Source organism: Streptomyces sp. RKND-216, from assembly GCF_004795255.1.
GTDB lineage: Bacteria > Actinomycetota > Actinomycetes > Streptomycetales > Streptomycetaceae > Streptomyces > Streptomyces hazeniae.
Window position 1 is genome coordinate 1,180,001 of record NZ_SSBQ01000002.1, and the last position, 22,797, is coordinate 1,202,797.

At 70.1% G+C, this 22,797-nt stretch carries 19 protein-coding genes and 1 rRNA gene (1 of these 20 running past the window's edge); 3 read left to right on the forward strand and 17 right to left on the reverse strand.

From position 1 onward, the window contains the following. From E4198_RS05050 to thyX, 4 genes are all read right to left on the reverse strand, one after another. Positions 1-81 (reverse strand): 16S ribosomal RNA (locus tag E4198_RS05050); it reaches 1,448 nt to the left of the window's first position. Between the two features lie 394 nt (positions 82-475). Beyond that, on the reverse strand, positions 476-2,161 hold the full coding sequence (locus E4198_RS05055; protein WP_136182106.1) for a ribonuclease J: 1,686 nt from the start codon (positions 2,159-2,161) through the stop codon (positions 476-478). A gap of 120 nt (positions 2,162-2,281) precedes the next feature. Continuing rightward, a complete protein-coding gene (gene dapA, locus E4198_RS05060) occupies positions 2,282-3,181 on the reverse strand; it encodes a 4-hydroxy-tetrahydrodipicolinate synthase (protein WP_136182107.1) in 900 nt (299 codons plus the stop codon). Between the two features lie 230 nt (positions 3,182-3,411). After that, the gene (gene thyX / locus E4198_RS05065) at positions 3,412-4,104 is read right to left on the reverse strand and encodes an FAD-dependent thymidylate synthase (protein WP_136185190.1); all 693 of its coding nucleotides are present in this window, start codon (positions 4,102-4,104) and stop codon (positions 3,412-3,414) included. 255 nt (positions 4,105-4,359) lie between these two features. On the opposite strand from thyX, the gene E4198_RS05070 reads away from it, so the two are divergent. Then, positions 4,360-4,941, forward strand: coding sequence for a hypothetical protein (locus tag E4198_RS05070; protein ID WP_136182108.1), 582 nt, complete (start codon positions 4,360-4,362; stop codon positions 4,939-4,941). An 82-nt stretch (positions 4,942-5,023) separates the two neighbouring features. Here the strand turns inward: E4198_RS05070 and E4198_RS05075 are convergent, their stop codons facing one another. The 7 genes from E4198_RS05075 to eccD all read right to left on the reverse strand — a co-directional run bounded on the left by E4198_RS05075 (position 5,024) and on the right by eccD (position 13,088). After that, complete coding sequence (locus E4198_RS05075; RefSeq protein WP_136182109.1) at positions 5,024-5,911, reverse strand: 3-hydroxyacyl-CoA dehydrogenase family protein; 888 nt, start codon at positions 5,909-5,911, stop codon at positions 5,024-5,026. Between the two features lie 85 nt (positions 5,912-5,996). Beyond that, positions 5,997-6,452: a hypothetical protein gene (locus E4198_RS05080; RefSeq protein WP_136182110.1), complete on the reverse strand. Its 456-nt coding sequence runs from the start codon at positions 6,450-6,452 to the stop codon at positions 5,997-5,999. A 4-nt stretch (positions 6,453-6,456) separates the two neighbouring features. Beyond that, positions 6,457-7,209 (reverse strand): 4-hydroxy-tetrahydrodipicolinate reductase, encoded by a 753-nt coding sequence (gene dapB / locus E4198_RS05085; RefSeq protein ID WP_136182111.1) that lies wholly within the window; start codon positions 7,207-7,209, stop codon positions 6,457-6,459. A gap of 36 nt (positions 7,210-7,245) precedes the next feature. Further along, positions 7,246-8,625: a pitrilysin family protein gene (locus E4198_RS05090; RefSeq protein WP_136182112.1), complete on the reverse strand. Its 1,380-nt coding sequence runs from the start codon at positions 8,623-8,625 to the stop codon at positions 7,246-7,248. After that, positions 8,622-10,853: a polyribonucleotide nucleotidyltransferase gene (locus tag E4198_RS05095; RefSeq protein WP_136182113.1), complete on the reverse strand. Its 2,232-nt coding sequence runs from the start codon at positions 10,851-10,853 to the stop codon at positions 8,622-8,624. The genes E4198_RS05090 and E4198_RS05095 overlap by 4 nt, the downstream gene beginning before the upstream one ends. Before the next feature lie 294 nt (positions 10,854-11,147). Next, positions 11,148-11,441 (reverse strand): 30S ribosomal protein S15, encoded by a 294-nt coding sequence (gene rpsO / locus E4198_RS05100; RefSeq protein WP_027763953.1) that lies wholly within the window; start codon positions 11,439-11,441, stop codon positions 11,148-11,150. A 189-nt stretch (positions 11,442-11,630) separates the two neighbouring features. After that, on the reverse strand, positions 11,631-13,088 hold the full coding sequence (eccD, locus tag E4198_RS05105) for a type VII secretion integral membrane protein EccD (protein ID WP_247597562.1): 1,458 nt from the start codon (positions 13,086-13,088) through the stop codon (positions 11,631-11,633). Positions 13,089-13,379: 291 nt separating this feature from the next. On the opposite strand from eccD, the gene eccCa reads away from it, so the two are divergent. Both eccCa and E4198_RS05115 read left to right on the forward strand, forming a co-directional pair. Further along, complete coding sequence (gene eccCa, locus E4198_RS05110; RefSeq protein ID WP_136182115.1) at positions 13,380-17,321, forward strand: type VII secretion protein EccCa; 3,942 nt, start codon at positions 13,380-13,382, stop codon at positions 17,319-17,321. A gap of 212 nt (positions 17,322-17,533) precedes the next feature. Continuing rightward, entirely contained in the window at positions 17,534-17,797 is a 264-nt protein-coding gene (locus E4198_RS05115) for a DUF397 domain-containing protein (RefSeq protein ID WP_027763950.1), read from the forward strand. A 41-nt stretch (positions 17,798-17,838) separates the two neighbouring features. On the opposite strand, the gene E4198_RS05120 is transcribed toward E4198_RS05115, so the two are convergent. The 6 genes from E4198_RS05120 to E4198_RS05145 form a co-directional block, all read right to left on the reverse strand. Then, positions 17,839-18,486 (reverse strand): hypothetical protein, encoded by a 648-nt coding sequence (locus E4198_RS05120; protein WP_136182116.1) that lies wholly within the window; start codon positions 18,484-18,486, stop codon positions 17,839-17,841. Between the two features lie 99 nt (positions 18,487-18,585). Further along, positions 18,586-19,323: a hypothetical protein gene (locus E4198_RS05125; protein WP_136182117.1), complete on the reverse strand. Its 738-nt coding sequence runs from the start codon at positions 19,321-19,323 to the stop codon at positions 18,586-18,588. 86 nt (positions 19,324-19,409) lie between these two features. Continuing rightward, positions 19,410-20,117, reverse strand: a complete 708-nt coding sequence (locus E4198_RS05130; RefSeq protein ID WP_051308346.1) for a hypothetical protein — start codon at positions 20,115-20,117, stop codon at positions 19,410-19,412. After that, positions 20,114-21,397: a putative T7SS-secreted protein gene (locus E4198_RS05135; protein ID WP_348771285.1), complete on the reverse strand. Its 1,284-nt coding sequence runs from the start codon at positions 21,395-21,397 to the stop codon at positions 20,114-20,116. Before E4198_RS05135 ends, E4198_RS05130 begins: the two co-directional genes overlap by 4 nt. Further along, positions 21,397-21,717 (reverse strand): hypothetical protein, encoded by a 321-nt coding sequence (locus E4198_RS05140; RefSeq protein WP_136182119.1) that lies wholly within the window; start codon positions 21,715-21,717, stop codon positions 21,397-21,399. Before E4198_RS05140 ends, E4198_RS05135 begins: the two co-directional genes overlap by 1 nt. A 259-nt stretch (positions 21,718-21,976) precedes the next feature. Continuing rightward, a complete protein-coding gene (locus E4198_RS05145; RefSeq protein ID WP_136182120.1) occupies positions 21,977-22,198 on the reverse strand; it encodes a hypothetical protein in 222 nt (73 codons plus the stop codon). Positions 22,199-22,797 lie beyond the last annotated feature (599 nt).

Sequence of the window (22,797 nt, forward strand, 5' to 3'; positions counted from 1 at the left end):
GAAGCGGCTTCATCGTTCGACTTGCATGTGTTAAGCACGCCGCCAGCGTTCGTCCTGAGCCAGGATCAAACTCTCCGTGAATGCTTCCCGGATATCCGGGTCGACACATCACGAGAGCGGAACCGCCGGAGGAATAACCCGACGATCCACAGCGTCCTCGCTGTTGTGTTTCAAAGGAACCACGCCCCCACAAAACAGGGGGACGGGGTATCAACATATCTGGCGTTGACTTTTGGCACGCTGTTGAGTTCTCAAGGAACGGACGCTTTCATCGGAACCCTTTCACAGGCTCCTCCGGGCGCTTCCCTTCGGTGTTTTCCACCCTACCAGAGCTTTTCGTTCCGATTTCCCGGTCCGATTCCCTGGTTGCAACCTTCCACCGGGTCTGTTCCCGGTGCCCGTTGCGGTGGAGCCGTAAACGTACTGGAGCGGGGCGCCCGGATGCAAATCGAGGCGCCCCGCCCGTCGTTGGACGTCAGACCTCCACGACGACCGGGAGGATCATCGGGCGCCGACGGTAGGTGTCGGAGACCCAACGGCCCACCGCGCGGCGCACCAGCTGCTGAAGCTGGTGCGGCTCCGCGACGCCGTCCTGCGCCGCCTTGGCCAGCGCCTCGTCGATCTTCGGCGTCACCGCGCTGAAGTCCTTGTCGTCGATGCCCGAGCCCCGCGACTGAAGGTGCGGCCCGCCGACAATCTTTCCGGTGCTGCTGTCGACCACCACGAAGATGGAGATGATGCCCTCGTCGCCGAGGATGCGGCGGTCCTTCAACGAGGACTCCGTGACGTCCCCGACCGACAGGCCGTCCACGTAGACGTACCCGGCCTGGACCTTGCCGCTGATCTTCGCCTTGCCGTCCACGAGGTCGACGACGACACCGTCCTCGGCGATGACCACCCGGTCCCGGGGAACGCCGGTGAGCGCGCCCAGCTCGGCGTTGGCCCGCAGATGGCGCCACTCCCCGTGCACCGGCATCAGGTTCTTCGGCCTGCAGATGTTGTAGAAGTACAGCAGCTCGCCCGCCGAAGCGTGCCCGGAGACGTGGACCTTGGCGTTGCCCTTGTGCACGACGTTGGCACCCCAACGGGTCAGACCGTTGATGACCCGGTAGACCGCGTTCTCGTTGCCCGGGATCAGGGACGACGCCAGGATGACGGTGTCGCCGTCGACGATGCGGATCTGGTGGTCGCGGTTCGCCATCCGGGAGAGCGCGGCCATGGGCTCGCCCTGGGAGCCCGTGCAGACGAGCACCACCTCGTCGTCCGGCAGGTCGTCCAGCGTCTTCACATCCACAACGAGGCCGACCGGGATGTTCAGGTAGCCGAGGTCGCGGGCGATCCCCATGTTGCGGACCATCGAACGACCCACGAAAGCGACCCGTCGGCCGTGCTCGTGCGCGGCATCGAGGATCTGCTGGATGCGGTGCACGTGCGAGGCGAAGCTCGCCACGATGATGCGCTTCTGTGCACCGGCGAAGACCTGGCGGAGCACCTGGGAGATGTCCCGCTCAGGGGGGACGAAGCCCGGCACCTCGGCGTTCGTGGAGTCGGACAGCAGCAGGTCGATGCCCTCCTCTCCCAGGCGCGCGAAGGCCCGCAGGTCGGTGAGCCGACCGTCCAGCGGCAGCTGGTCCATCTTGAAGTCGCCGGTGTGCACCACCATGCCCGCGGGGGTGCGTACCGCGACCGCGAGGGCGTCCGGGATGGAGTGGTTCACCGAGACGAATTCGCAGTCGAACGGGCCGATGCGTTCCCGGTGCCCCTCCCGTACCTCGAGGGTGTAGGGGCGGATGCGGTGTTCCTGGAGCTTCGCCTCGATCAGCGCGAGGGTCAGCTTGGAGCCGATCAGCGGGATGTCCGGCTTCTCCCGCAGCAGGTACGGAACGGCGCCGATGTGGTCCTCGTGACCGTGGGTGAGGACGATGCCCTCCACCTGGTCGAGCCGGTCGCGGATCGAGCTGAAGTCCGGGAGGATCAGGTCGATGCCCGGCTGCTCCTCCTCGGGGAAGAGGACACCGCAGTCGACGATGAGCAGGCGGCCGCCGTACTCGAAGACGGTCATGTTGCGGCCGATCTCGCCCAGGCCGCCGAGCGGGGTGACGCGCAGGCCACCCTTGGCGAGTTTCGGCGGCGGGCCGAGCTCGGGGTGCGGATGACTCAAAAGACTCTCCTCACCACTCGCGCCACGCACCCCGCGAGGGCACGTGGCGCGAGCGACATGTGTTCACTTGCCTGTGTTCTCGGTATGCACTTGTGCGGTATGCAGTTGTGAAGTGCGTGTCTAGAGGTGTACCCCGCCGGCGGCGAGGTCGAGCCTGAGCTGCTCGGTCTCCTCGGGCGACAGCTCCACCAGCGGCATGCGCAGCGATCCGGCCGGCAGGCCCTGGAGAGCCAAGGCGGCCTTGCAGGTGATCACACCCTGGGTGCGGAACATGCCGGTGAAGACCGGGAGCAGCTTCTGGTGGATCTCCGTCGCCTTGACGACGTCGCCGCTGAGATGGGCCTCCAGCATCGCGCGCAGCTCCGGGGCCACCACATGGCCCACGACGGAGACGTAACCGATGGCGCCGACGGAAAGCAGCGGCAGGTTGAGCATGTCGTCGCCGCTGTACCAGGCGAGGCCGCTGGTGGCGATGGCCCAGCTGGCGCGGCCGAGGTCGCCCTTGGCGTCCTTGTTGGCCACGATGCGCGGGTGCTCGGCGAGCCGGACGATCGTCTCGGTGTTGATGGGGACGCCGCTGCGGCCGGGGATGTCGTAGAGCATCACCGGCAGCTCGGTGGCGTCGGCGATCGCGGTGAAGTGGCGGTAGAGCCCCTCCTGCGGCGGCTTGCTGTAGTACGGAGTGACCGCGAGCAACCCATGTGCGCCGGCATGCTCGGCCTCGCGGGCGAGCTTGAGGCTGTGCGCGGTGTCGTTGGTACCGGCTCCGGCGACGACGTGGGCACGGTCTCCGACGGCCTCCACGACCGCACGGACGAGCTGGGATTTCTCCGCATCGCTGGTGGTCGGGGACTCACCGGTGGTGCCGTTGACGATCAGCCCGTCGTTGCCGGCGTCGACCAGGTGGGCGGCGAGCCGCTGGGCGCCGTCGACGTCGAGCGCGCCGTCCGCGCTGAACGGCGTGACCATGGCGGTCAGGACCCGCCCGAAGGGCGTCTGCGGTGTGGAGGTCGGAGCCATGGGTCCCACGCTACTCGCAGGGGACGCCTGGTCGCTCCCTCGGGGCTCTCGGAGAGGACACCGGCACTGCCTGCTCGGGGGTTCAGGCAGTGCCGGGTCCGTCCAACCACCCTAGAGGAACTTCGCGAAACGGTGCAATACGGACACAGTCGACCTCTCGGGCGATGCCCCGCTCCGACACCGGCCCCGATGCCGCGGTCTCACCCGGTCGGCGTGTCCCCCCGGCGGCGTCAGGGCGCCACCCGGCCGTTCTTGTTGAAGGCCGCATGGGTGAGCGGCATCAGCTCGGCCCACCGCGCCTCCATCGACTCCGCCACCATTTCGATCTCCCGCTGCGGGAACGAGGGCGTCTTTGCCAGCTCGTGCCGGGTGCGCAGGCCGAGGAAGTGCATCAGTGAGCGGGCGTTGCACGTCGCGTACATCGAGGAGTACAACCCGACCGGCAGTACGGCGCGCGCCACCTCACGGGCGACACCGGCGTCGAGCATCTCCAGGTAGGCCGTGTACGCCTGCTGGTACGACGCGGTCATCGCACCCTCGACCAGCTTGAGCTGCTCGGGCGAACCCTCCACGAACTCGTACTTGCCCGGACGGCCCTGCTGCACGAGCTTCCGCGCCTCGTCCGGCACGTAGAAGACCGGCTCCAACTGCCGGTACCTTCCCGACTCCTCGTTGTATGACCATCCGACCCTATGACGGTGGAACTCGCGGAAGACGAAGAGTGGCGCACTGACGAAGAAGGTCATCGAGTTGTGCTCGAACGGACTGCCGTGCCGGTCGCGCATGAGGTAGTTGATGAGCCCTTTGGACCGCTCGGGGTCCTTCGTCAGCTCGTCGAGGGACTGCTCGCCGGCAGTGGAGACCCGTGCGGCCCACAGCACGTCGGTGTCGGACGCGCTGTGCTTCACCAGCTCGACGGTCATGTCGCTGCGGAAGCGGGGGCTGGCGGCTGTGCTGCTGTCGGCTTCGGACACCGGCGTTCCTTCCAGGTTCTTGCATCGCTGCGCCGCTGCATCGCTGCGCCAGTTGCGTCGCGTTCGCGGCGGCGCTCAGCCTACGGGCCGCCACCGACAATGCGGGCATCCGTGGACACGGCCCACGGCCCGAGGTGGTTCACGCGGCGCGGTCTCGCTAGTCTCACCGGGCATGCCCCGACCGACCGCGACCGAGGAACCGCCGTGCCCCTGAACTTCCTGACGGCCGACCACGCCCCGGTCGTCCCCGCACACGATGCCGACCGTCCGCTCCCGCACGAAGAGCGCGCACGCTGGCGGCGCCCGTACCGTCTCGGTCCGTGGCGGGTCGCGGGCGCGGCAGTAGTGCTGCTGCTCACCTCGTACGTGCTGATCTCCGCGGTCATCCTCGCCGTGGCGGGGCAGCTCACCGGCGCTGCTGCCTTCGCCGCGGTGGCTGCGCTGATGACGGCCGCGGCGCTGCGCGCGCTGCGGATGGGCGTATGGGTGAGCGACGCCGGGCTGCGTCAGGTCGGGCCGCTGTACACCGTGACGCTCCCCTGGGCGGAGGTGTCCGCGGTGCGCACCGCGCAGCAGCCGGTGAAGTGGCTGGGGCTACCGCGGACCGTGCAGGGGCAGGCGCTGGTGGTCGAGCGGACGCGCGGCGGTTCGGCTCTGCGGACCCAGCTCACCACGCACAACGCGGACTTCCTGAACCGTCCGGAGGCGTTCGACCGGGCCGCCGACGTCATAGAGGGCTGGTCGGCGGAGGCGCGCGGGGTGCAGGGCGAGCACGGAGCGCGCTGAGTCGCCGCCCGCCGCCGGTCTCGGCATGCGCAGGAGGCCCCGGCCGGGCGAACCGGCCGGGGCCTCCTGCGCGTCGCGGCGGTCAGCCCTCCCGGGACCAGTCGTAGAAGCCGCGGCCGCTCTTGCGGCCCAGGTGGCCGGCCTCCACCTTCTCCACCAGCAGCGCAGGCGGCGCGAAGCGCGGGCCGAGTTCCCGCTCCAGGTAACGGGCGATGCCGAGGCGGACGTCGAGGCCGACGATGTCGGTGAGCTTGAGCGGCCCGGTCGGGTGGCCGTATCCGAGAGTCATGGCGGCGTCCACGTCCTCGGCGGAGGCGACGCCGGACTCCACCATGCGGATGGCCTCCAGACCGAGGGCGACGCCGAGGCGGCTGCTGGCGAACCCCGGTGCGTCCTGCACCACGACGGCCGTCTTGCGCAGCTGCTCCACCCAGGCGACCGCGCGCTCGCGGAGACCGTCGGCGGTGGACGGCGCGAGGACCACCTCGACCAGCTTGCTCGCGGGCACGGGATTGAAGAAGTGCAGGCCCAGCATGCGCTCCGGGCGGGCGAGCGCCTGGGCGAGGGTGTCCAGGGAGATGCTGCTGGTGTTGGACGCGATGACCGTGTCCGCGGCGACGGCGTCCTCAACCGCGCGCAACGTCGTCAGCTTCAGGTCGAGGTCCTCCGGTACCGCCTCGACGACGAGCCCGCTGCCGGCCAGGTCGGCGTGCGCGGTGACGGTGCGGAGCCGGCTCAGCGGCTCGGCCGGGTCGTCGATCTTGCCGCGGTCGGCACTCGCCCGCAGGGCCCGCTCGACGCGTGCGGCTGCGGCGTCGGCGGCCTCCTTGTCTCGTTCCAGGAGGGTCACTTCGCTGCCGGCGAGCAGCAGGGCGTGGGCGATCCCGGCGCCCATCCGCCCACCGCCGACGACGCCGCAGACGAGCGGCAGCTGGGTCGGGGATGCGGTCGGCTGTCCGGCCTCGGTCATGTGCGTCCTCCTGTCGTCGCAGGCCACCGGCGGATGACCTCGGTAGGTGTTCCTATCGCACGGCGCGGCTTCCGCTTCCGCCGGGTCAGCCTTCGCGCGGGGCGCGGCCGTCGTGCAGGGCGATGGCGCGCTGCATGGCCTTGCGGGCCCGGGGGGTGTCGCGGGCGTCGTGGTAGGCGACGGCGAGCCGGAACCAGGTGCGCCAGTTGCCGGGCTCGGCCTCGGCCTCGGCCTTGCGGCGGGTGAAGACCGCGTCGGCGGAGTCCCGGTCGATGCGTCCGCTGGGGGTGCGGCGCAGTTCGTCCTCGGGCAGTCCGCCCTCCGCCTCCAGTTCACGCGCCAGCCGATTGGCGGAGCGCGCGAAGCGCGTGGTGTGCCAGAGGAACCACAGGCCGATCGCGGGCAGCGCCAGGACCGCGAGGCCGAACGCCACGGTGATCGCCCTGCCCTGCCGGATCAGCGCCACGCCCCGGCCGCCGACGAGGACGAAGTAGACGACCAGGACGGCGGCGAGGGTGAAGTAGGTGAGGCGGGCGCGCACGGGCTCAGTCCAGGTCCATGAACGCGTCGAGCCCGTACGTCAGGCCCGGCGCGGAGACCACGCGCCGCACGCCCAGGAGCACGCCCGGCATGAACGAGCCGCGGTTCATGGAGTCGTGCCGCAGCGTAAAGATCTCGCCCTCGTCGCCGAACAGGACCTCCTGGTGGGCGACCAGGCCGCGCAGGCGGACGGCGTGCACCGGCACGCCGTCGACGTCGGCGCCGCGGGCGCCTTCCAGGGTGGTGGACGTCGCGTCGGGCTGCGGTGCGCAGCCTGCCTCGCGGCGGGCGTCGGCGATGAGCTGCGCGGTGCGTACGGCGGTGCCGCTGGGGGCGTCGGCTTTGTTGGGGTGGTGCAGTTCGACGACCTCGACGGACTCGAAGAAGCGTGCCGCCTGCTGGGCGAAGCGCATGGTGAGCACGGCGCCGATGCCGAAGTTCGGTGCGATGAGCACACCAGTGTCCGGGGACTCGGCCAGCCGGGCGCGCACCGCCTCGAGGCGTTCGTCGGTCCAGCCGGTGGTGCCGACGACGCCGTGGATGCCGTGACGGACGAGGAAGTCGAGGTTGCCCATGACGGCGTCCGGGTGGGTGAGGTCGATGGCGACCTGTGTCCCGGCGTCGGTGAGGGCGGCCAGGTCGTCGTCACGGTCGACGGCGGCGACCAGGTCCATGTCGTCGGCGTTCCGGACCGCCTTGACGGCCTCGGAGCCCATCTTTCCCTTGGCGCCGATGACGGCGACCCGCAGCGTGCTCATGCGTCTTCCAAGTCCTCGGGGGTGTAGGGGGTGCGGTCAGGCGACCGCGTCGTGGAGGTGGGCGGTCTGCCGGTCGGTGAGCGGGCCGATGGCCGAGAGCGACGGCCGGGCGGTCAGCACGTCGCGGGCGACGGCCCGCACGTCGTCGGGGGTGACGGCGGCGATCCTGGCGAGCATCTCGTCCACGGACATCTGCTCCCCCCAGCACAGCTCGCTCTTGCCGAGCCTGTGCATCAACGCGCCGGTGTCCTCCAGGCCCAGCACGGTCGACCCGGAGAGCTGGCCGACGGCGCGGCGCACCTCCTCGTCGGTGAGTCCGTCGCGCGCGACCTGGTCGAGTTCGTCCCGGCAGATCTTCAGCACGTCCGGCACCTGGCTCGCGCGGCAGGCGGCGTACACGGAGAAGAGGCCGCAGTCGGCGAAGCCGGAGGTGTAGGAGTAGGTGCTGTAGGCCAGGCCGCGCTTCTCGCGGATCTCCTGGAAGAGCCGGGAGCTCATGCCGCCGCCGAGTGCGGCGCTGAGCACGCCGAGGGCCCAGCGGCGTTCGTCGTTGCGGGAGACGCCGGGCATGCCCAGCACCAAGTGAGCCTGCTCGGTCGAGCGTTCCAGCACGTCGACGCGGCCGGCTCCGCGCAGGGTCTTGTCGCCGGTGCGGGGGCCGACGGGTTGGGCGTCGGCCGTACGTGCCAGTGCGCCGGAGCGTTCGAAGGCCTCCTGGACGCGGCGTACGACCAGGTCGTGGTCGAGGTTGCCCGCAGCGGCGACGACGAGGCGGGTGGGGTCGTAGTGCCGCCGGTAGAAGCGGGCGATCTGATCGCGGGTGAGGCCGTTGACGGTGTCGACGGTGCCGAGGACGGGCCGGCCCAGGGGGGTGTCGCCGAACATGGTGCGGGCGAAGAGGTCGTGCACGCAGTCGCCGGGGTCGTCGTCGGTCATCGCGATCTCCTCGAGGATCACGCCGCGTTCGGCGTCCACCTCGGCGGGGTCGATGACGGAGTCGGTGAGCATGTCGCTGAGGACGTCGATCGCCAGCGGCAGGTCGGTGTCGAGGACACGGGCGTAGTAGCAGGTGAACTCCTTCGCGGTGAAGGCGTTCATCTCCCCGCCGACGGCGTCCAGCGCGGCGGAGATGTCGAGCGCGGAGCGCCGCTGCGTGCCCTTGAACAGCAGGTGTTCCAGGTAGTGGGTCGCTCCGTTCAGGGCGGGGGTCTCGTCGCGCGAACCGACGTGCACCCAGATGCCCAGCGTGGCGGACCGCACGGTCGGCAGCGTCTCGGTGACGACGCGCAGGCCGCCGGGGAGCACGGTGCGCCGGACGGTGCCGGGCGCGGTCGCACCGTCCGGGAGTGTCGATGTACGGGCGACGGCCCGCCCCTCGGTGGAGGGGCGGGCCGTCGCGCGGGGGTCGAACGTCACTTGGAGGCGTCGTCCTTCCCGTCCGCACCGTCGTCGGAGCCGTTCTCCTCGTCCTCCAGGACGGGGATGAGGGACAGCTTGCCGCGCTGGTCGATCTCGGCGATCTCGACCTGGACCTTCTGGCCGACGCCGAGGACGTCCTCGACGTTCTCCACGCGCTTGCCGCCGACGATCTTGCGGATCTGCGAGATGTGCAGCAGACCGTCCTTGCCGGGGAGCAGGGAGACGAAGGCACCGAAGGTGGTGGTCTTGACGACCGTGCCCAGGTAGCGCTCGCCGACCTCGGGCATCGTCGGGTTGGCGATGCCGTTGATCGTGGTGCGGGCGGCCTCGGCGGACGGGCCGTCGGTGGCACCGATGTAGATGGTGCCGTCGTCCTCGATGGAGATGTCGGCGCCGGTGTCCTCCTGGATCTGGTTGATCATCTTGCCCTTGGGGCCGATGACCTCGCCGATCTTGTCCACCGGGATCTTGACGCTGATGACGCGCGGGGCGTGCGGCGACATCTCGTCCGGGATGTCGATGGCCTCGTTCATCACGTCGAGGATGTGCAGCCGGGCGTCGCGGGCCTGCTTGAGGGCCGCGGCGAGCACCGAGGCGGGGATGCCGTCGAGCTTGGTGTCCAGCTGCAGCGCGGTGACGAAGTTGCGCGTGCCGGCGACCTTGAAGTCCATGTCACCGAAGGCGTCCTCGGCACCAAGGATGTCGGTCAGCGTCACGTAGTGCGTCTCGCCCTCGATCTCCTGCGAGATCAGGCCCATGGCGATACCGGCGACGGGGGCCTTGAGCGGCACACCGGCGTTCAGCAGCGACATGGTGGAGGCGCAGACGGAGCCCATGGAGGTGGAGCCGTTGGAGCCGAGCGCCTCGGAGACCTGCCGGATGGCGTAGGGGAACTCCTCACGCGTCGGCAGCACCGGCGTGATGGCGCGCTCGGCCAGCGCGCCGTGGCCGATCTCGCGGCGCTTGGGCGAACCCACGCGGCCGGTCTCGCCGACGGAGTAGGGCGGGAAGTTGTAGTTGTGCATGTAGCGCTTGCGGGTCACCGGGGAGAGGGTGTCCAGCTGCTGCTCCATGCGCAGCATGTTCAGCGTGGTGACGCCCAGGATCTGGGTCTCGCCGCGCTCGAACAGCGCCGAACCGTGCACCCGCGGGATCGCCTCGACCTCGGCGGCCAGCGTTCGGATGTCCGTGACGCCGCGACCGTCGATGCGCTTCTTCTCCTTGATGACGCGCTCGCGCACCAGGGACTTGGTCAGCGTCCGGTAGGCGGCCGAGATCTCCTTCTCGCGCCCCTCGAACTGCGGCAGCAGCTTCTCGGCGGCCAGACCCTTGACGCGGTCCAGTTCGGCCTCGCGCTCCTGCTTGCCGGCGATGGTGAGCGCCTGCGAGAGCTCGTCCTTGACGGCGGAGGTGAGGGCCTCGAGGACGTCGTCCTGGTGGTCCAGGAAGATCGGGAACTCACCGGTCGGCTTGGCAGCCTTGGCGGCGAGGTCGGACTGCGCGCGGCACAGCACCTTGATGAAGGGCTTCGCGGCTTCCAGGCCGGCGGCCACGATCTCCTCGGTGGGAGCCTCGGCACCGCCCTTGACCAGCTCGAAGGTCTTGTCGGTGGCCTCGGCCTCGACCATCATCACCGCGACGTCGCCGTCGGGCAGCACACGGCCGGCGACGACCATGTCGAAGACGGCGTCCTCCAGCTCGGTGTGCGTGGGGAACGCCACCCACTGGCCGTTGATCAGGGCGACGCGGGTGCCACCGATCGGTCCGGAGAAGGGCAGGCCGGCCAGCTGCGTGGAGCAGGAGGCGGCGTTGATGGCGACCACGTCGTACAGGTGGTCGGGGTTGAGCGCCATGATCGTCTCGACGATCTGGATCTCGTTTCGCAGGCCCTTCTTGAAGGAGGGGCGCAGCGGCCGGTCGATGAGGCGGCAGGTGAGGACGGCGTCCTCGCTGGGCCGGCCCTCGCGCCGGAAGAAGGAACCGGGGATCTTGCCCGCGGAGTACATCCGCTCCTCGACGTCCACCGTCAGCGGGAAGAAGTCGAGCTGGTCCTTCGGGTTCTTGGAAGCGCTGGTGGCCGACAGCACCATGGTGTCGTCGTCCAGGTACGCCACGGCGGAGCCGGCGGCCTGCTTGGCCAGGCGGCCCGTCTCGAAGCGGATGGTGCGGGTGCCGAAGGAGCCGTTGTCGATGACAGCCTCGGCGTAGTGGGTCTCGTTCTCCACCAGGGATATCTCCTCGTCTGCGTCCGTCGCCCGTGTGGCGGCGGACCGTCTGCGGACGCTCCCTGGGCGGTGCCGGTCTTCGATCGAAGCACCCGGATCCGTGCGGCGCGCTGTGCGTCACTGTGTCCGGGGGCCACTACCGAGGACCGGCGTCGTGGGACGCGCCCGGCCTTACTCGGGTCGTGCGGTTGTGCTGTGTGGTTGTGGGACCAGGTTACTCACCTTCCGCCCCACACGAGATACGCGAGGGGAGCGGCTCCCGTGTCGCGGGAACCGCTCCCCTGTATTCCGCTGCTAGCGGGCGGCGCCGGCCGCGCCGCGGCGGATGCCGAGGCGGTCGACCAGGGCACGGAACCGCTGGATGTCCTTCTTCGCCAGGTACTGCAGCAGGCGGCGGCGCTGGCCGACCAGGAGCAGCAGGCCACGGCGGGAGTGGTGGTCGTGCTTGTGGGCCTTCAGGTGCTCGGTGAGGTCCGAGATGCGCGCGGAGAGCAGGGCCACCTGGACCTCGGGGGAGCCGGTGTCACCCTCCTTGGTGGCGAACTCGGACATGATGGACTTCTTCCGGGCAGCGTCGAGAGACGACACGCGTACTCCTCATGGGTTGGGCCGCCGAGCGTCCCCGGTCTACTGCACAGGGAGTCTTCGGTCACTCGACAGGCCCGGTCAGCTTACCAGCGGTCGTGGACGCCTCCACCCGCCCCCCTGCCCACGCCGTGCGGCGTGGGCAGGGGACCGGGCGGAGGTCCGTCGTGCGCCGGGGTGGCAGGTGGCGGGTCAGCCGATGAGACCGCGCATCTCGCTGTACACGTCGTGCACCGCGAGGCACAGCGGGATCAGTGTGAGCAGCACGAAGGTCTCGGAGATCTCCATGAAACGGCCCCAGAACGGGGAGAGGCCGGTACGGGGGATGATCAGGCCGATGGCCGTGACCAGCGCCGCGGCGGCCGCGATGGAGGCGGCGATCCAAATCGTGCGGAAGTCCATGCCGGTGCTGTCGCCCAGGAGCATGTCGCGGACCAGCTCGGTCGGCGGGTTCAGGGAGAGGCCCAAGGCGAGCAGTGCCAGGGCGCCGAGGCCGGCGACCAGGGCGCAGGAGACCTGAGAGGTGTAGCGGAAGAGGCGGGCGCGGAGCAGCATCGCCAGGCCGGTGGCCAGTGCCAGGAGCTGCGCCCAGCCGTCGTCGGAGAAGCCGAGCACCGACGCGGCCCCGATGACCACGGCGCAGAAGCCGCCGACCAGACCGACGAGAAGTTCATGGCCGCGGCGCGCCTGGGTGGCGATGCGTTCGCCGTCGATCGGGCCCTGGATCTCGCGGCCACCCTCGCGGTCGGACGCGCCGGGACCGCCGGCGCGCGGCTCGAAGCCGACGGGGAGGCGTGCGAAGCGTGCGGAGAGTCCGGGCAGGAAGGCGATGGTGCCGACGGCGAGGGGCGCGGCGATGGCGGCGGCCTCCACCGGCTCGATGTCCGACAGGATCGCGATGAAGGTGATGAGGCTGCCGACGGCCGCCGCGACGGCGGCGGAGACGAACGGCCCGTCGCCGCTGGGGGTGATGGCGATCAGCACGACGGAGGCGAGCAGCACGGCGACGCAGCCGAGGAGGAACTGGAGACGGCCGATGCCGTCTCCCTCGCCGAGAGGCAGGGCCCCGGAGCCGGCGATCATGATGTGCGGCATGGCGCCGAGGCCGAGCGCGATGGACGAGGCACGGTCGTCGTAGACGCGGGCGCGGACGCAGGCGAGCGCGACCAGCAGCACACCGGCCGCCGCGGCGATGATGCCCGGCAGGCCGTGCATGTCGTGCTTGACCGGGTCGGCGAACCAGAGCGCGAAGGCCATGAGGACGAGGAGGACGCCGCCGCCGGTGAGTCCGGCGATGCGCATCAGCTTCTCGTTCCACAGCGTGCGGTCGCTGCGGACCGCGGAGGCCACGGCGTCGCTGACGTCGTCGAACACGGCGGCGGGAAGCGAGTCGGCGAAGGGGCGCAGCAGCAGCACCTCGCCGTCGCGGATGCCGTTGCCGGCGAGCGAGAGGCCCGCCTCGAGCACCCCTCCGTCGCGGCGGACCAGGTGGTAGCCCGACAGTGACCCCTCGGCCGCGCCGCCGGAAAGCCGGGCGATCTCCGGATAGACGTCGCTGAGCGGCACCCCCTCGGGCAGCGCGACATCGATCCGCCCGCCGGGAGCTACTACCGTGACGCGGCAGAAGCCGGTCGCTGCGGTCGTGGCCACCTTGATATTCCCCCTTGCTCGGTACGCGGTATCCGGCACGTCGGTGCGCGGTGTCCGGCGACTCGTTGAATCACGACAACTCGGGCGCTTGTTGAACCGCCCCATGCCCCTCGCCGCAAAATCTTCTCGGGGAGAGAGCGCGGGTCACCTTACCGCCCCCGGTGGGCGGTCACTCCTCCCGGAGGGCCCCTGCTCACCCGCTAGGATCAACGCCTGCATGACCGGTAGCTGTTGCAGAGGCGGGGGCATCGGTGCGCAATTGCGAATCTATCGTGAAGGATTGATGTATCGGTGAGTGTGGTCATCGTGAAGCGGCAGCCACGGGTCATGCCGCCGACCGTGCCAGAGGGGGAAGTCCGGCTCGAATCGCCTCCGGAAATTCCGCGGGAAGGCGACCAGGACGTCTGGATGAATCTCCTGCCGGTCATGGGCATGGGCGGTTCCGTCGCGTTCTTCTTCATCAGCGATCAGGCGTACATGAAGGTCGTCGGCGGGCTCATGCTCTTCTCGACGATCGCCATGGCGGTCGCGCAGTTCGTGAAAGCCCGGCGCGGGGGGCGCGCCCAGATGCCGCAGGAACGGAGGGACTACTTCCGTTATCTCGACCAGGTGCGCAAGGACGTGCGCAAGACGGCCGAGACGCAGCGGCACGCGCAGCTCTACCAGCACCCCGATCCCGACCAGTTGTGGGCGATCGTCGGTGACGCGAAACGGCTCTGGGAACGGCGCCCGGCCGACAACGACTTCTCCTCGGTCCGCATCGGCACCGGCTGGCAGCAGCTCAACACCCCGCTCGTCGCCCCGGAAACGGCTCCCAAGGAAGAACTCGAGCCGCTTACCGCCGAGGCGATGAAGTCCTTTCTGGACATTCACCGTTCCCTTCCGGATCTCCCCATCGCGGTCAGTCTCCGCGCCTTCTACCACGTGGTCGTCACCGGCACCACGGACGAGGTGTACGGGAACGTGCGCGCGGCCGTCGGCCAGCTGACGTCGCTGCACTCCCCCGAGGAGCTGATGGTCGCGGTCGTCTCCCACCCGGGGTCGATGGCCGAGTGGGACTGGACGAAGTGGCTGCCGCACGCGCAGCACCCGTCGCAGGCCGACGGAGCCGGCCAGGCGCGGCTGTTCTTCGACGACCTCGGGCAGCTGGAGGACTCGCTGTCGAGCCAGCTCGAGGGCCGCGCCCGCTGGACCCGGGACGGCGCCCCCGTCTCGGACCAGGCGCACCTGGTGGTGATCCTCGACGGAGGGTCCATCCCGCCGGACTCGGCGCTCGCGGGCGCGGAGGGCCTCCAGGGCGTCACCTTCCTCGAGGTGGCCCCCGGCTCCCTCGACGACCAGATGTCGGGCGGCCTCACCGTGCACGTGCGGGAGAAGGCGCTGGATCTGTACGTCGGCCGCGAGTCGGCGTACTCGGGACGGCCCGACCTGCTCAGCTACGAGCAGGCGGAGGCGCTGGCCAGACAGATGGCGCCGTTCCGCATGGGCAGCGGCGAGGAGGGCGAACCGCTGCTGTCCAACCTGGACTTCACCGACCTGATGGGCATCGGCGACGCCGGCTCGGTCGACGTGGCCCGCACCTGGCGGCCGCGTTCGCTGCACGAGCGGCTGCGGGTGCCGATCGGCATCGGCGGCGAGGGCGAGCCGGTGATGCTGGACATCAAGGAGGCATCGCAGGAGGGCATGGGCCCGCACGGCCTGTGCGTCGGCGCGACCGGTTCCGGCAAGTCGGAATTGTTGCGCACCCTCGTGCTGGGCCTGGCCGTGACGCACTCGTCGGAGACGCTGAACTTCATCCTCGCCGACTTCAAGGGCGGCGCGACGTTCACCGGCATGGCCGACATGCCGCACACCTCGGCCGTCATCACCAACCTGGCCGACGAACTCACCCTCGTCGACCGCATGCGCGACGCGATCACCGGTGAGCTCAACCGCCGGCAGGAACTGCTGCGCAAGGCGGGCAACTACGCCAACATCACGGACTACGAGAAGGCGCGTGCCGCCGGCGCGGCGCTGGACCCGATGCCGTCCCTCGTCCTGATCATCGACGAGTTCAGCGAACTGCTGGCCGCCAAGCCCGACTTCATCGAGATGTTCATCCAGATCGGCCGCATCGGCCGTTCGCTGGGTGTTCACATGCTGCTCGCCTCGCAGCGCCTGGAGGAGGGCAAGCTGCGCGGCCTGGACACCTTCCTGTCCTACCGCATCGGTCTGCGGACCTTCTCCGCCGCCGAGTCGCGCACCGCGATCGGCGTGCCGGACGCGTACCACCTGCCGAACGTGCCGGGCGCGGGCTTCCTGAAGTACGACACCGAGACCATGGTGCAGTTCAAGGCCGCCTACGTGTCCGGCGTCTACCGCGCAGCCGGCCCGACGCAGGTCAGCCGCTCCGCGCAGACCCGTTCGGCGCTGTTCACCGCCACCCCGGTGGCGCTGCCCGTGCTGCCCGAGCCGGAGGTGGAGGACACCTCCGACCAGGTGGACGACGCGCTCGCGGACACCGTGCTCGACGTGATCGTGCAGAAGATGGTCGGCCAGGGCCCTTCGGCGCACCAGGTGTGGCTGCCGCCACTGGACGAGGCGCCGTCCATCGACCAGCTGCTGCCATCCCTCGCGGCGACGCAGGAACGCGGCCTCACCGCACCCGACTACACGGCACTGGGCCGCCTCACGGTGCCGGTCGCGCTGCTGGACAAGCCGTTCGAGCAGCGCCGCGACGTGCTGTACCGCGACTTCTCCGGAGCGGCCGGTCACGGCCTGTTCATCGGTGGTCCGCAGTCCGGGAAGTCGACGCTGCTGCGGACCATGATCACGTCCTTCGGACTCACCCACACGCCCGCCGAAGTGCAGTTCTACTGCCTCGACTTCGGCGGCGGCTCGCTGCTGGCGATGGAGGAGCTGCACCACGTAGGCGGCGTCGCCAACCGTCTGGACGGCGAGAAGGTCCGCCGTACGGTCAGCGAGGTCGTGGGCATCCTCAACGAGCGCGAGGAGTACTTCCGCTCCAACAACGTCGACTCGATCACCACCTACCGCCAGCGGCGGGCCGCGGGCCAGCTGCCGGACCAGAAGTGGGGCGACGTCTTCCTCGTCGTCGACGGCTGGGCGACGTTCAAGAACGACTACGACATGCTCGAGGCCGACATCACCGACATCGCCACCCGCGGTCTCGGCTTCGGTGTCCACCTCGTCCTCACCGCGGCCCGCTACACCGAGGTGCGGCCGGCGTTGAAGGACCTGCTGCAGAACCGCGTCGAACTGCGGCTCGGTGACCCGTCGGAGTCGGAGATCGATCGGAAGATCGCGGCGAACGTGCCCGCAGGCATGCCCGGCCGCGGCCTGAGCCCGGACAAGCTGCACCTGATGACGGCGCTGCCGCGCATCGACGGCTCCTCCACCGTGGAGGACCTCTCGGACGCGACCCGGCAGACCATCCACGCCGTCAACGAGCACTGGACCGGGGAACCGGCGCCGTCCGTGCGGCTGCTGCCCACCCTGCTGGACGCGGCCCGGCTGCCGAAGGGCTCCGACTACCCGGACTACGGCGTCGCCTTCGGCATCGACGAGTCCTCGCTCGCGCCGGTCTTCGTCAACTTCGAGACGGACCCGCTGTTCGTTGTCTTCGGGGAGAGCGAGTCCGGGAAGAGCGCGCTGCTGCGGCTGCTCATCCACCAGATCACCGAGCGGTACTCGCCGGACCAGGCGAAGATCGTCGTCGGCGACTACCGGCGTGCGCACCTCCAGGGCGTCCCCGAGGCCCACCTGTCGCGGTACTGCGCGGCGGCGCCGGCGCTCCAGGAGACGCTGGAGGGCCTGGCAGGTTCGATGTCGCGGCGCATGCCCGGACCGGACGTGACCCCGGAGCAGCTGCGCAACCGCAGCTGGTACGACAGCCCGGACGCCTTCGTCGTCATCGACGACTACGACCTGGTGGCCACGGGGCAGAACCCGCTGATGCCGCTGCTGGAGTACCTGCCGTTCGCACGAGACGTGGGCCTGCGCGTCATCCTGGCCCGCTCCTCCGGCGGCGCCAGTCGCGCCCTGTACGAGCCGGTGATGCAGCGGATGAAGGAGCTGGGTGCACAGGGCCTGGTCCTCGCCGGCGACCGGTCCGAGGGCGCGCTGCTCGGCAGCATCTCACCGTCGCAACTGCCTGCGGGCCGAGGGTACTTCCACACCCGGCGCCGCAGCGGCCAGCTCGTCCAGACGGGATGGATGCCGGCCCGCCACTGAGGCGTCCGGGCGTCGCGACCGCACCGGAGCCCGGGCAGGGGAGCCCTTCCCCCGCCCGGGCTCCGGCCGTTGCCCCGCCCGGCGCCGGGACCGTCGCGAGCGGTCGGAGTCGTCTGATCCCCGCCCGGGCGGAAGCCCGTACGTGCGATGATGACGCAGGGCAACGGCCTCGTACCGTCCCCGACACGTCACGACGAAGGAGGCGAGCGCCGATGGGCACGCAGCAGGAGAAGGACGAGCTGTACGCGATGGACATCTCCGACGCCGTCTGGGAGTCCGCACCCGGCGGCCCCGAGGACGAGAAGGTCGAGATCGCCCACCTCCCCGGCGGTGCCGTGGCCATGCGCAACTCCAAGCACCCGGAAACGGTGCTCCGCTACACCGAGGCCGAGTGGCGCGCGTTCGTCCTCGGCGCCCGCGACGGCGAGTTCGACCTGGACCCCACCCCGGAGAACGGTGGCGTCCAGACGTCCTGAACCGGGGCCCGAATCACATGGTGCGCAGCGTTTCGCGTCGCTCAGCTGCCCGCGGCGCCCCGGAGCACGTTCTCCAGGTCTCGGCCGGGGGTCGTGCGTTCGCCGCTCAGGTTCGCCTGCGAGCGCTGCGCGTTCATCAGGCCCGCCCCGCCGGGGAGGGCGAGGACGCCGTACACACCGGGCTCCCCGGCGAACCAGGCGCCCTGCTCCAGCTGCGGGTCCCAGCGGTTGTAGCGCCGCGGGTCCCGCGCGGCCATCGTCGGCGACCACGCCGACTCGTCTCCGGAGGCAGGGGGCGTCCTTTCGGACAGGCCGATCTGCACGGTGACGCCCGTGCCGTCCTTGCCGCCCGGGGCCTTGCGCACCGGCACCTGCCGCCAGGGGCAGACCTCCAGCACCTTCCGCGCCTTCTTCACCCGGGACAACGCGCCGAGGCAGGAGTAGAGCACGAAGACGTACCCGAGGAGGGCGAGTCCCCCGATCGCGGGCCCGAGCTGGTTGCTGCCGCGCTTGGCGTAGTCGGTCTCCGCCGTCGCGTTCAGGACCACGCTGAGGGCGAAGAGGCCGACGAAGAGCAGGCTCCACAGCAGGAACCGCATTCTGATCCGGTTGCGCGTCCCCTCCCACGCGGCGCGCGTCTCCGGGTGCGCGAACGCCGTGGACTGCGGCGGCTCTTGTGACCTGTTCATCGTGATGACTGCCCCTTCTCTGACCGTTGTCCGGCCGTTCTCCGGTCGCCGTCCGACCGGCCCTCGTCTCCGGCGGGAGACCGACCCGACGGGCCGGAACTACTGCCCCCCGCCGCCGATGCCGGCGCGCTTCGCCCTGTCCCTGCGCTCCGGCGCGGCGGCCTGACGCTCCGTTAGCAGCGCCGGACCGTCGTTCGGGGCCGCCCAGACCACGCCACCGCTGCCCGGCACCAGCAGAACCCCTCCGAAGAGCTGGTCGCCTGCGAACCAGGCACCCTGCGAGAGGTTCCCCGTCCAGTTCGGCTGCGACCTGCCGACCTGCCTGCCGAGCAGCTTCGGCGACTTCTCGTCGCCCCGCCCCAGCCTGAGGATGTGCCCCCGGCCCCCGCTCGCCCGGTTGAGCACCTGCACGCGCTCCTGGAGCACCAACGGGTACGCCTCCAGCACCCGCCCGCACCGGCGCAGGGCCACCAGACGGCCCAGGCAGGTGTATGACCCGAACACCAGGGTCATCATGGCGAACGGCGCCAGCGGAATGAGGTAGTCGCTCTGCACGAGCACCACCGCTGCGACGAGGGCGGCCACCACGGCCAGCAGCACGGGGTAGCGCTTGAGCAGTGCGGACCGGAGCTCCGCCACGGGCGCGAGCGGCTCTCCCGTGTCCGTCGGCCAGGGGCCGGTGACGGGAGGGCGGGCGTCCAGCAGCGCCGTCGAGGCGAAGGAGCCCAGGACGGCCATGCCGATGATCCCCGGCATGGCCAGGAGGAACCAGCCGTCGGTCAGCACGAACAGCGTCAGCGCGTAGCAGAGGACGAACAGCCCTCCCCAGAAGGCCACGCGTCGCCCCCCGGAGGGCCGGTCGGCACTCCGCGCCGGGCGCGCGTCCGTCCGGGACGCGCCCCCGTCCGCTCGGTCCTCCGGTGTCATCCGAAATCGTTCCTCACTGCCTCGGCCGCCGAGCCCGGCTCAGGCTCCACCGCTCCGCTCGCGCCGTCGGCGAGCGCGGGATTGGTGAAGCTCACGGTACTCGCCACGCCCCGCAGCACGTTGCGGTAGTCGTCCGCGAGATCCACGGAGGAGGTCACGAGCTGCACCGCGATGATCGCCGAGGACCGCACATCCGGAATGGCGATGGTGCCCTGCCACACCGGCTGCTGTTCGGGCTCGTCTCCACCGCCCTCGGGACGTCCGGGCGCCATCGTGCGGCGCACCGTCTCCGTTTGGAACCCCAGCCCGCACGGCAGCTCGACGGGGACGATGCCGGTCTCCGCCGACTCCCCGGCTCCGGAGGCCATCAGCGTCACGAGCGCGGCCTTCGGGTCGACGTTCCGGGTTTCGACGCTGAACAGCGTCAGCACCGAGGTGGTGACGCCGCCCCGGTCATCGGGGTGCATGCCCATGGCGCAGCCCTGCACGAGCCGCTTCTGCATCTCCCACATCACGATGCAGTAGAGCCGGAACACCTCGTCCGCCCGCTCCCGCACCTCCTCGGGCAGCGCGAGGATCTGCCGTGCGAGGTCGTCCAGGCGTTCCGCCGTCGGGTAGACGTCCAGCCGCAGATAGCCGTGCGGGATCTCGTACCAGAACGCCGGCGGCAGCTGTATGCCCCCGGCGCCCTTCGGCGCGCTCACAACCGGATGCCCGTCACGAGTTCACCGAGCCCGTACTGCAGGTCGGAGATGCCGCCCGGCACGCCGTACGCTGCGGCTCCGGCCTTGGTGTACTCGGCCGCGTTGTGGCCGGCGCCGGAGTCCGGCAGCACGCCGGCCGTCTCCAGCGAGGATGCGGAGTTGGCCAGGACGTTAGCGCCGTTGATGCCGTACTGAAGGAGACCCGTGTTGGGGTCGGTGGCCACGTCGAGCGCCTTGAAGTTGAACGCCTCCACGCTCTCCCGGCCGAACGCGGTCGCTCTCGCGCCCATGGACATCGCCTCGCCGCCCTCCCTGGCGGCGCCGGCGAGCATGCCGACCTCTCCGCCGGCCCGGGACAGCGCACCGACACCGGGGATCATGCCCATGCTGTCCCCGGCCATGGACGCCCAGGCGCTGAAGGCGGCCATGCCGCCGTGTTTGCCCATGAGCGAATCCCGGAAGTCCTCGCTCGCGAGGTTCTTCGCCATCGAGGCGGCGCTGGCGACGACGGCGATACCGGCGAAGAGCGGCGCCAGCGGAGTGGGGAAGAGGGCGAGCAGTCCGGCGATCGCGCCGATGGTGCCCGCGTGGTCCAGCAGGAACTGGCCGACGGCCTTGAGCCCGTCACCGATCGCGTTCAGCGTCCGCTCGAACCAGCCCGGCTCCTCGGGGGCCAGCCCGTCGTCGGCGACGTCGAGCGCTTCCGCGATCTTGTCGGCTTCCCGCTTGTGCTCGTCCTCGAGGTCCTTGGCCTTCTTGATGACGTCGTCGAACGCCTTGTTGGCGGCCTCGACCTTCCCTGCGGCCTCCCGGAGACGGCCCTCCGCGGCCCGCAGACGCGACGTGGCGGCGTCCGCCTCCGCCTGGCTGGGGAAGGTCTTGCCGCCCAGGTCCAGGTCCGGGTCCTTCTTGACGTCGTCGTAGTCGCCCTGCGCGGTACTCGCCGCGCTCTTCTTGTCCTTCGCCTCGTCGTCGTACTTCTTGGCCAGGTCGCGGTTGGCGGTGAGGTCGCCGTCCCACCGCGCGAGCTGGACCGAAGCCTTCTCGACCGACTCGGCGGCCTTCTTCATGTACTCGGGCAGCTCACCGTCCAGCGCGTCGCGGAACGCGGACGCCGCGTCGCCCTCCCAGTGGCTGCTCTCGCCGAGGAGACGCTCGATCTGCTGATGCGACGACCGCAGGGCCTTCGCAGCCCGGTCGACCTTGGTCTTGAGCGAATGCACTTCCGACGGCACACCCGGAACAGGGTTCCAGCCGAGGTTCGGATACGGGTTCGCCATCACTTGCCCCCGCCCGAAGTGCCCTGCGCTGCCATCTTCTTGAGGGCCTCCTGGAGGTTCTTCTCCATTTCCTCGTAGCTCAGCTTGTTCGCTTTCACGCCCTCACTGATGTTGCCGATCATCTCGCTCATCTGACCGGCCCCGTACTTCCACTGCTCCTGGAACTTGTTGCACGCCTCGTCCAGCCGCGACGTCCCGATCTCCGCGGACCGCACGTGCGACAGCGCCGTCCGCGCCTCGTCCAGGTTCTCGACGCTGTCCTTCAACGTCCGCACGAACTGGTCCAACTGGTCGGTGTCGGTTTTGAAACCGTCCCCCATGAATACACCTCTCCTGCGCAGCCAAGGCAGCCGATGGGCAAGGCAGGAAGGGACGAAACCGGTCGAACGCCCCAGATGGAACCGCTCACGCCTCGCAATGGTGGCTGATTATACGAGCGGAGGTGTCCTGCGTGGACAGGCCTGCGGAGAAGTACCAGGCATCCCCCGGGGACACGCATGAGGCCAGGAAAGCAGGGTGGGGCCGCAGATCCGCTGCGGCCCCACCGGGGGCTGCCCCACCACCGGGGGCTGTGCCCTGTTACAGCCGGAAGGCCGCCAGCGACGAGTCGTGATTCTCGCCCAGCCCCCCGATGTCCTCGAGCGCGCCGATGGACCCCTTGTTGGACACCGAGGCGAGGAAGAGCCCCCCTTCGTGAAGGTAGGCCGCGTTCCATACGCCGAGCGTGTCGCCGACCCCGTCGACGGCCTCGTCGTCCCTGTGCCGCTGTTCCACCACGAGGGTGCCTTCGTGAGCGGCCACGGCAGGGCTGGGGCTGCCTCCGAGGAAAGCCGCGTCCTGTCCCAGCATCCTGCCGCCCGCGATGCCCACCACTCCCCGCGGCTTCCCGCCGTCCGAGAGAATCCGATACGCGCCTGTGGCCTCACGGGCCACGACGGGCGAGGTGGAGAGGATCTCTCCATGACTCTCGTTTCCTCGGTACAAACAGGAGACCAGCAGCGGCCGACCCCGACCGCAACCCCCCGCACAGCGACGTGACGCAAGCGCCTGCTCACGAACAGCCGACCAGTCCCGTACGCCACCACCGTTGCACGACGCGCAACTGCCCCATCCGGCCCACGAGAAAGGCTGGCTCGGCCTCGCGCATCACCCCGACGAACCGGACTGGGAAGCGGTCCACTTCGTTCGCCTGGAGACTCGTAGTCCCGGGCACGGTCAACACCGGGCCACACGAGGGGCGTTGCCCCCACAGCACCGCAGCGAAAGCAGCCTCCGGCTGATGCGCAGCCGTCGGGTGCATCGCGCACCCCACCTGCAACGCACCGTGAAGACTTCGTAACGATCCAGCGAGATCGCGGGGTTGAGAGGAGATCCGGTGATCTTGTGCGGGATCCTTCTCC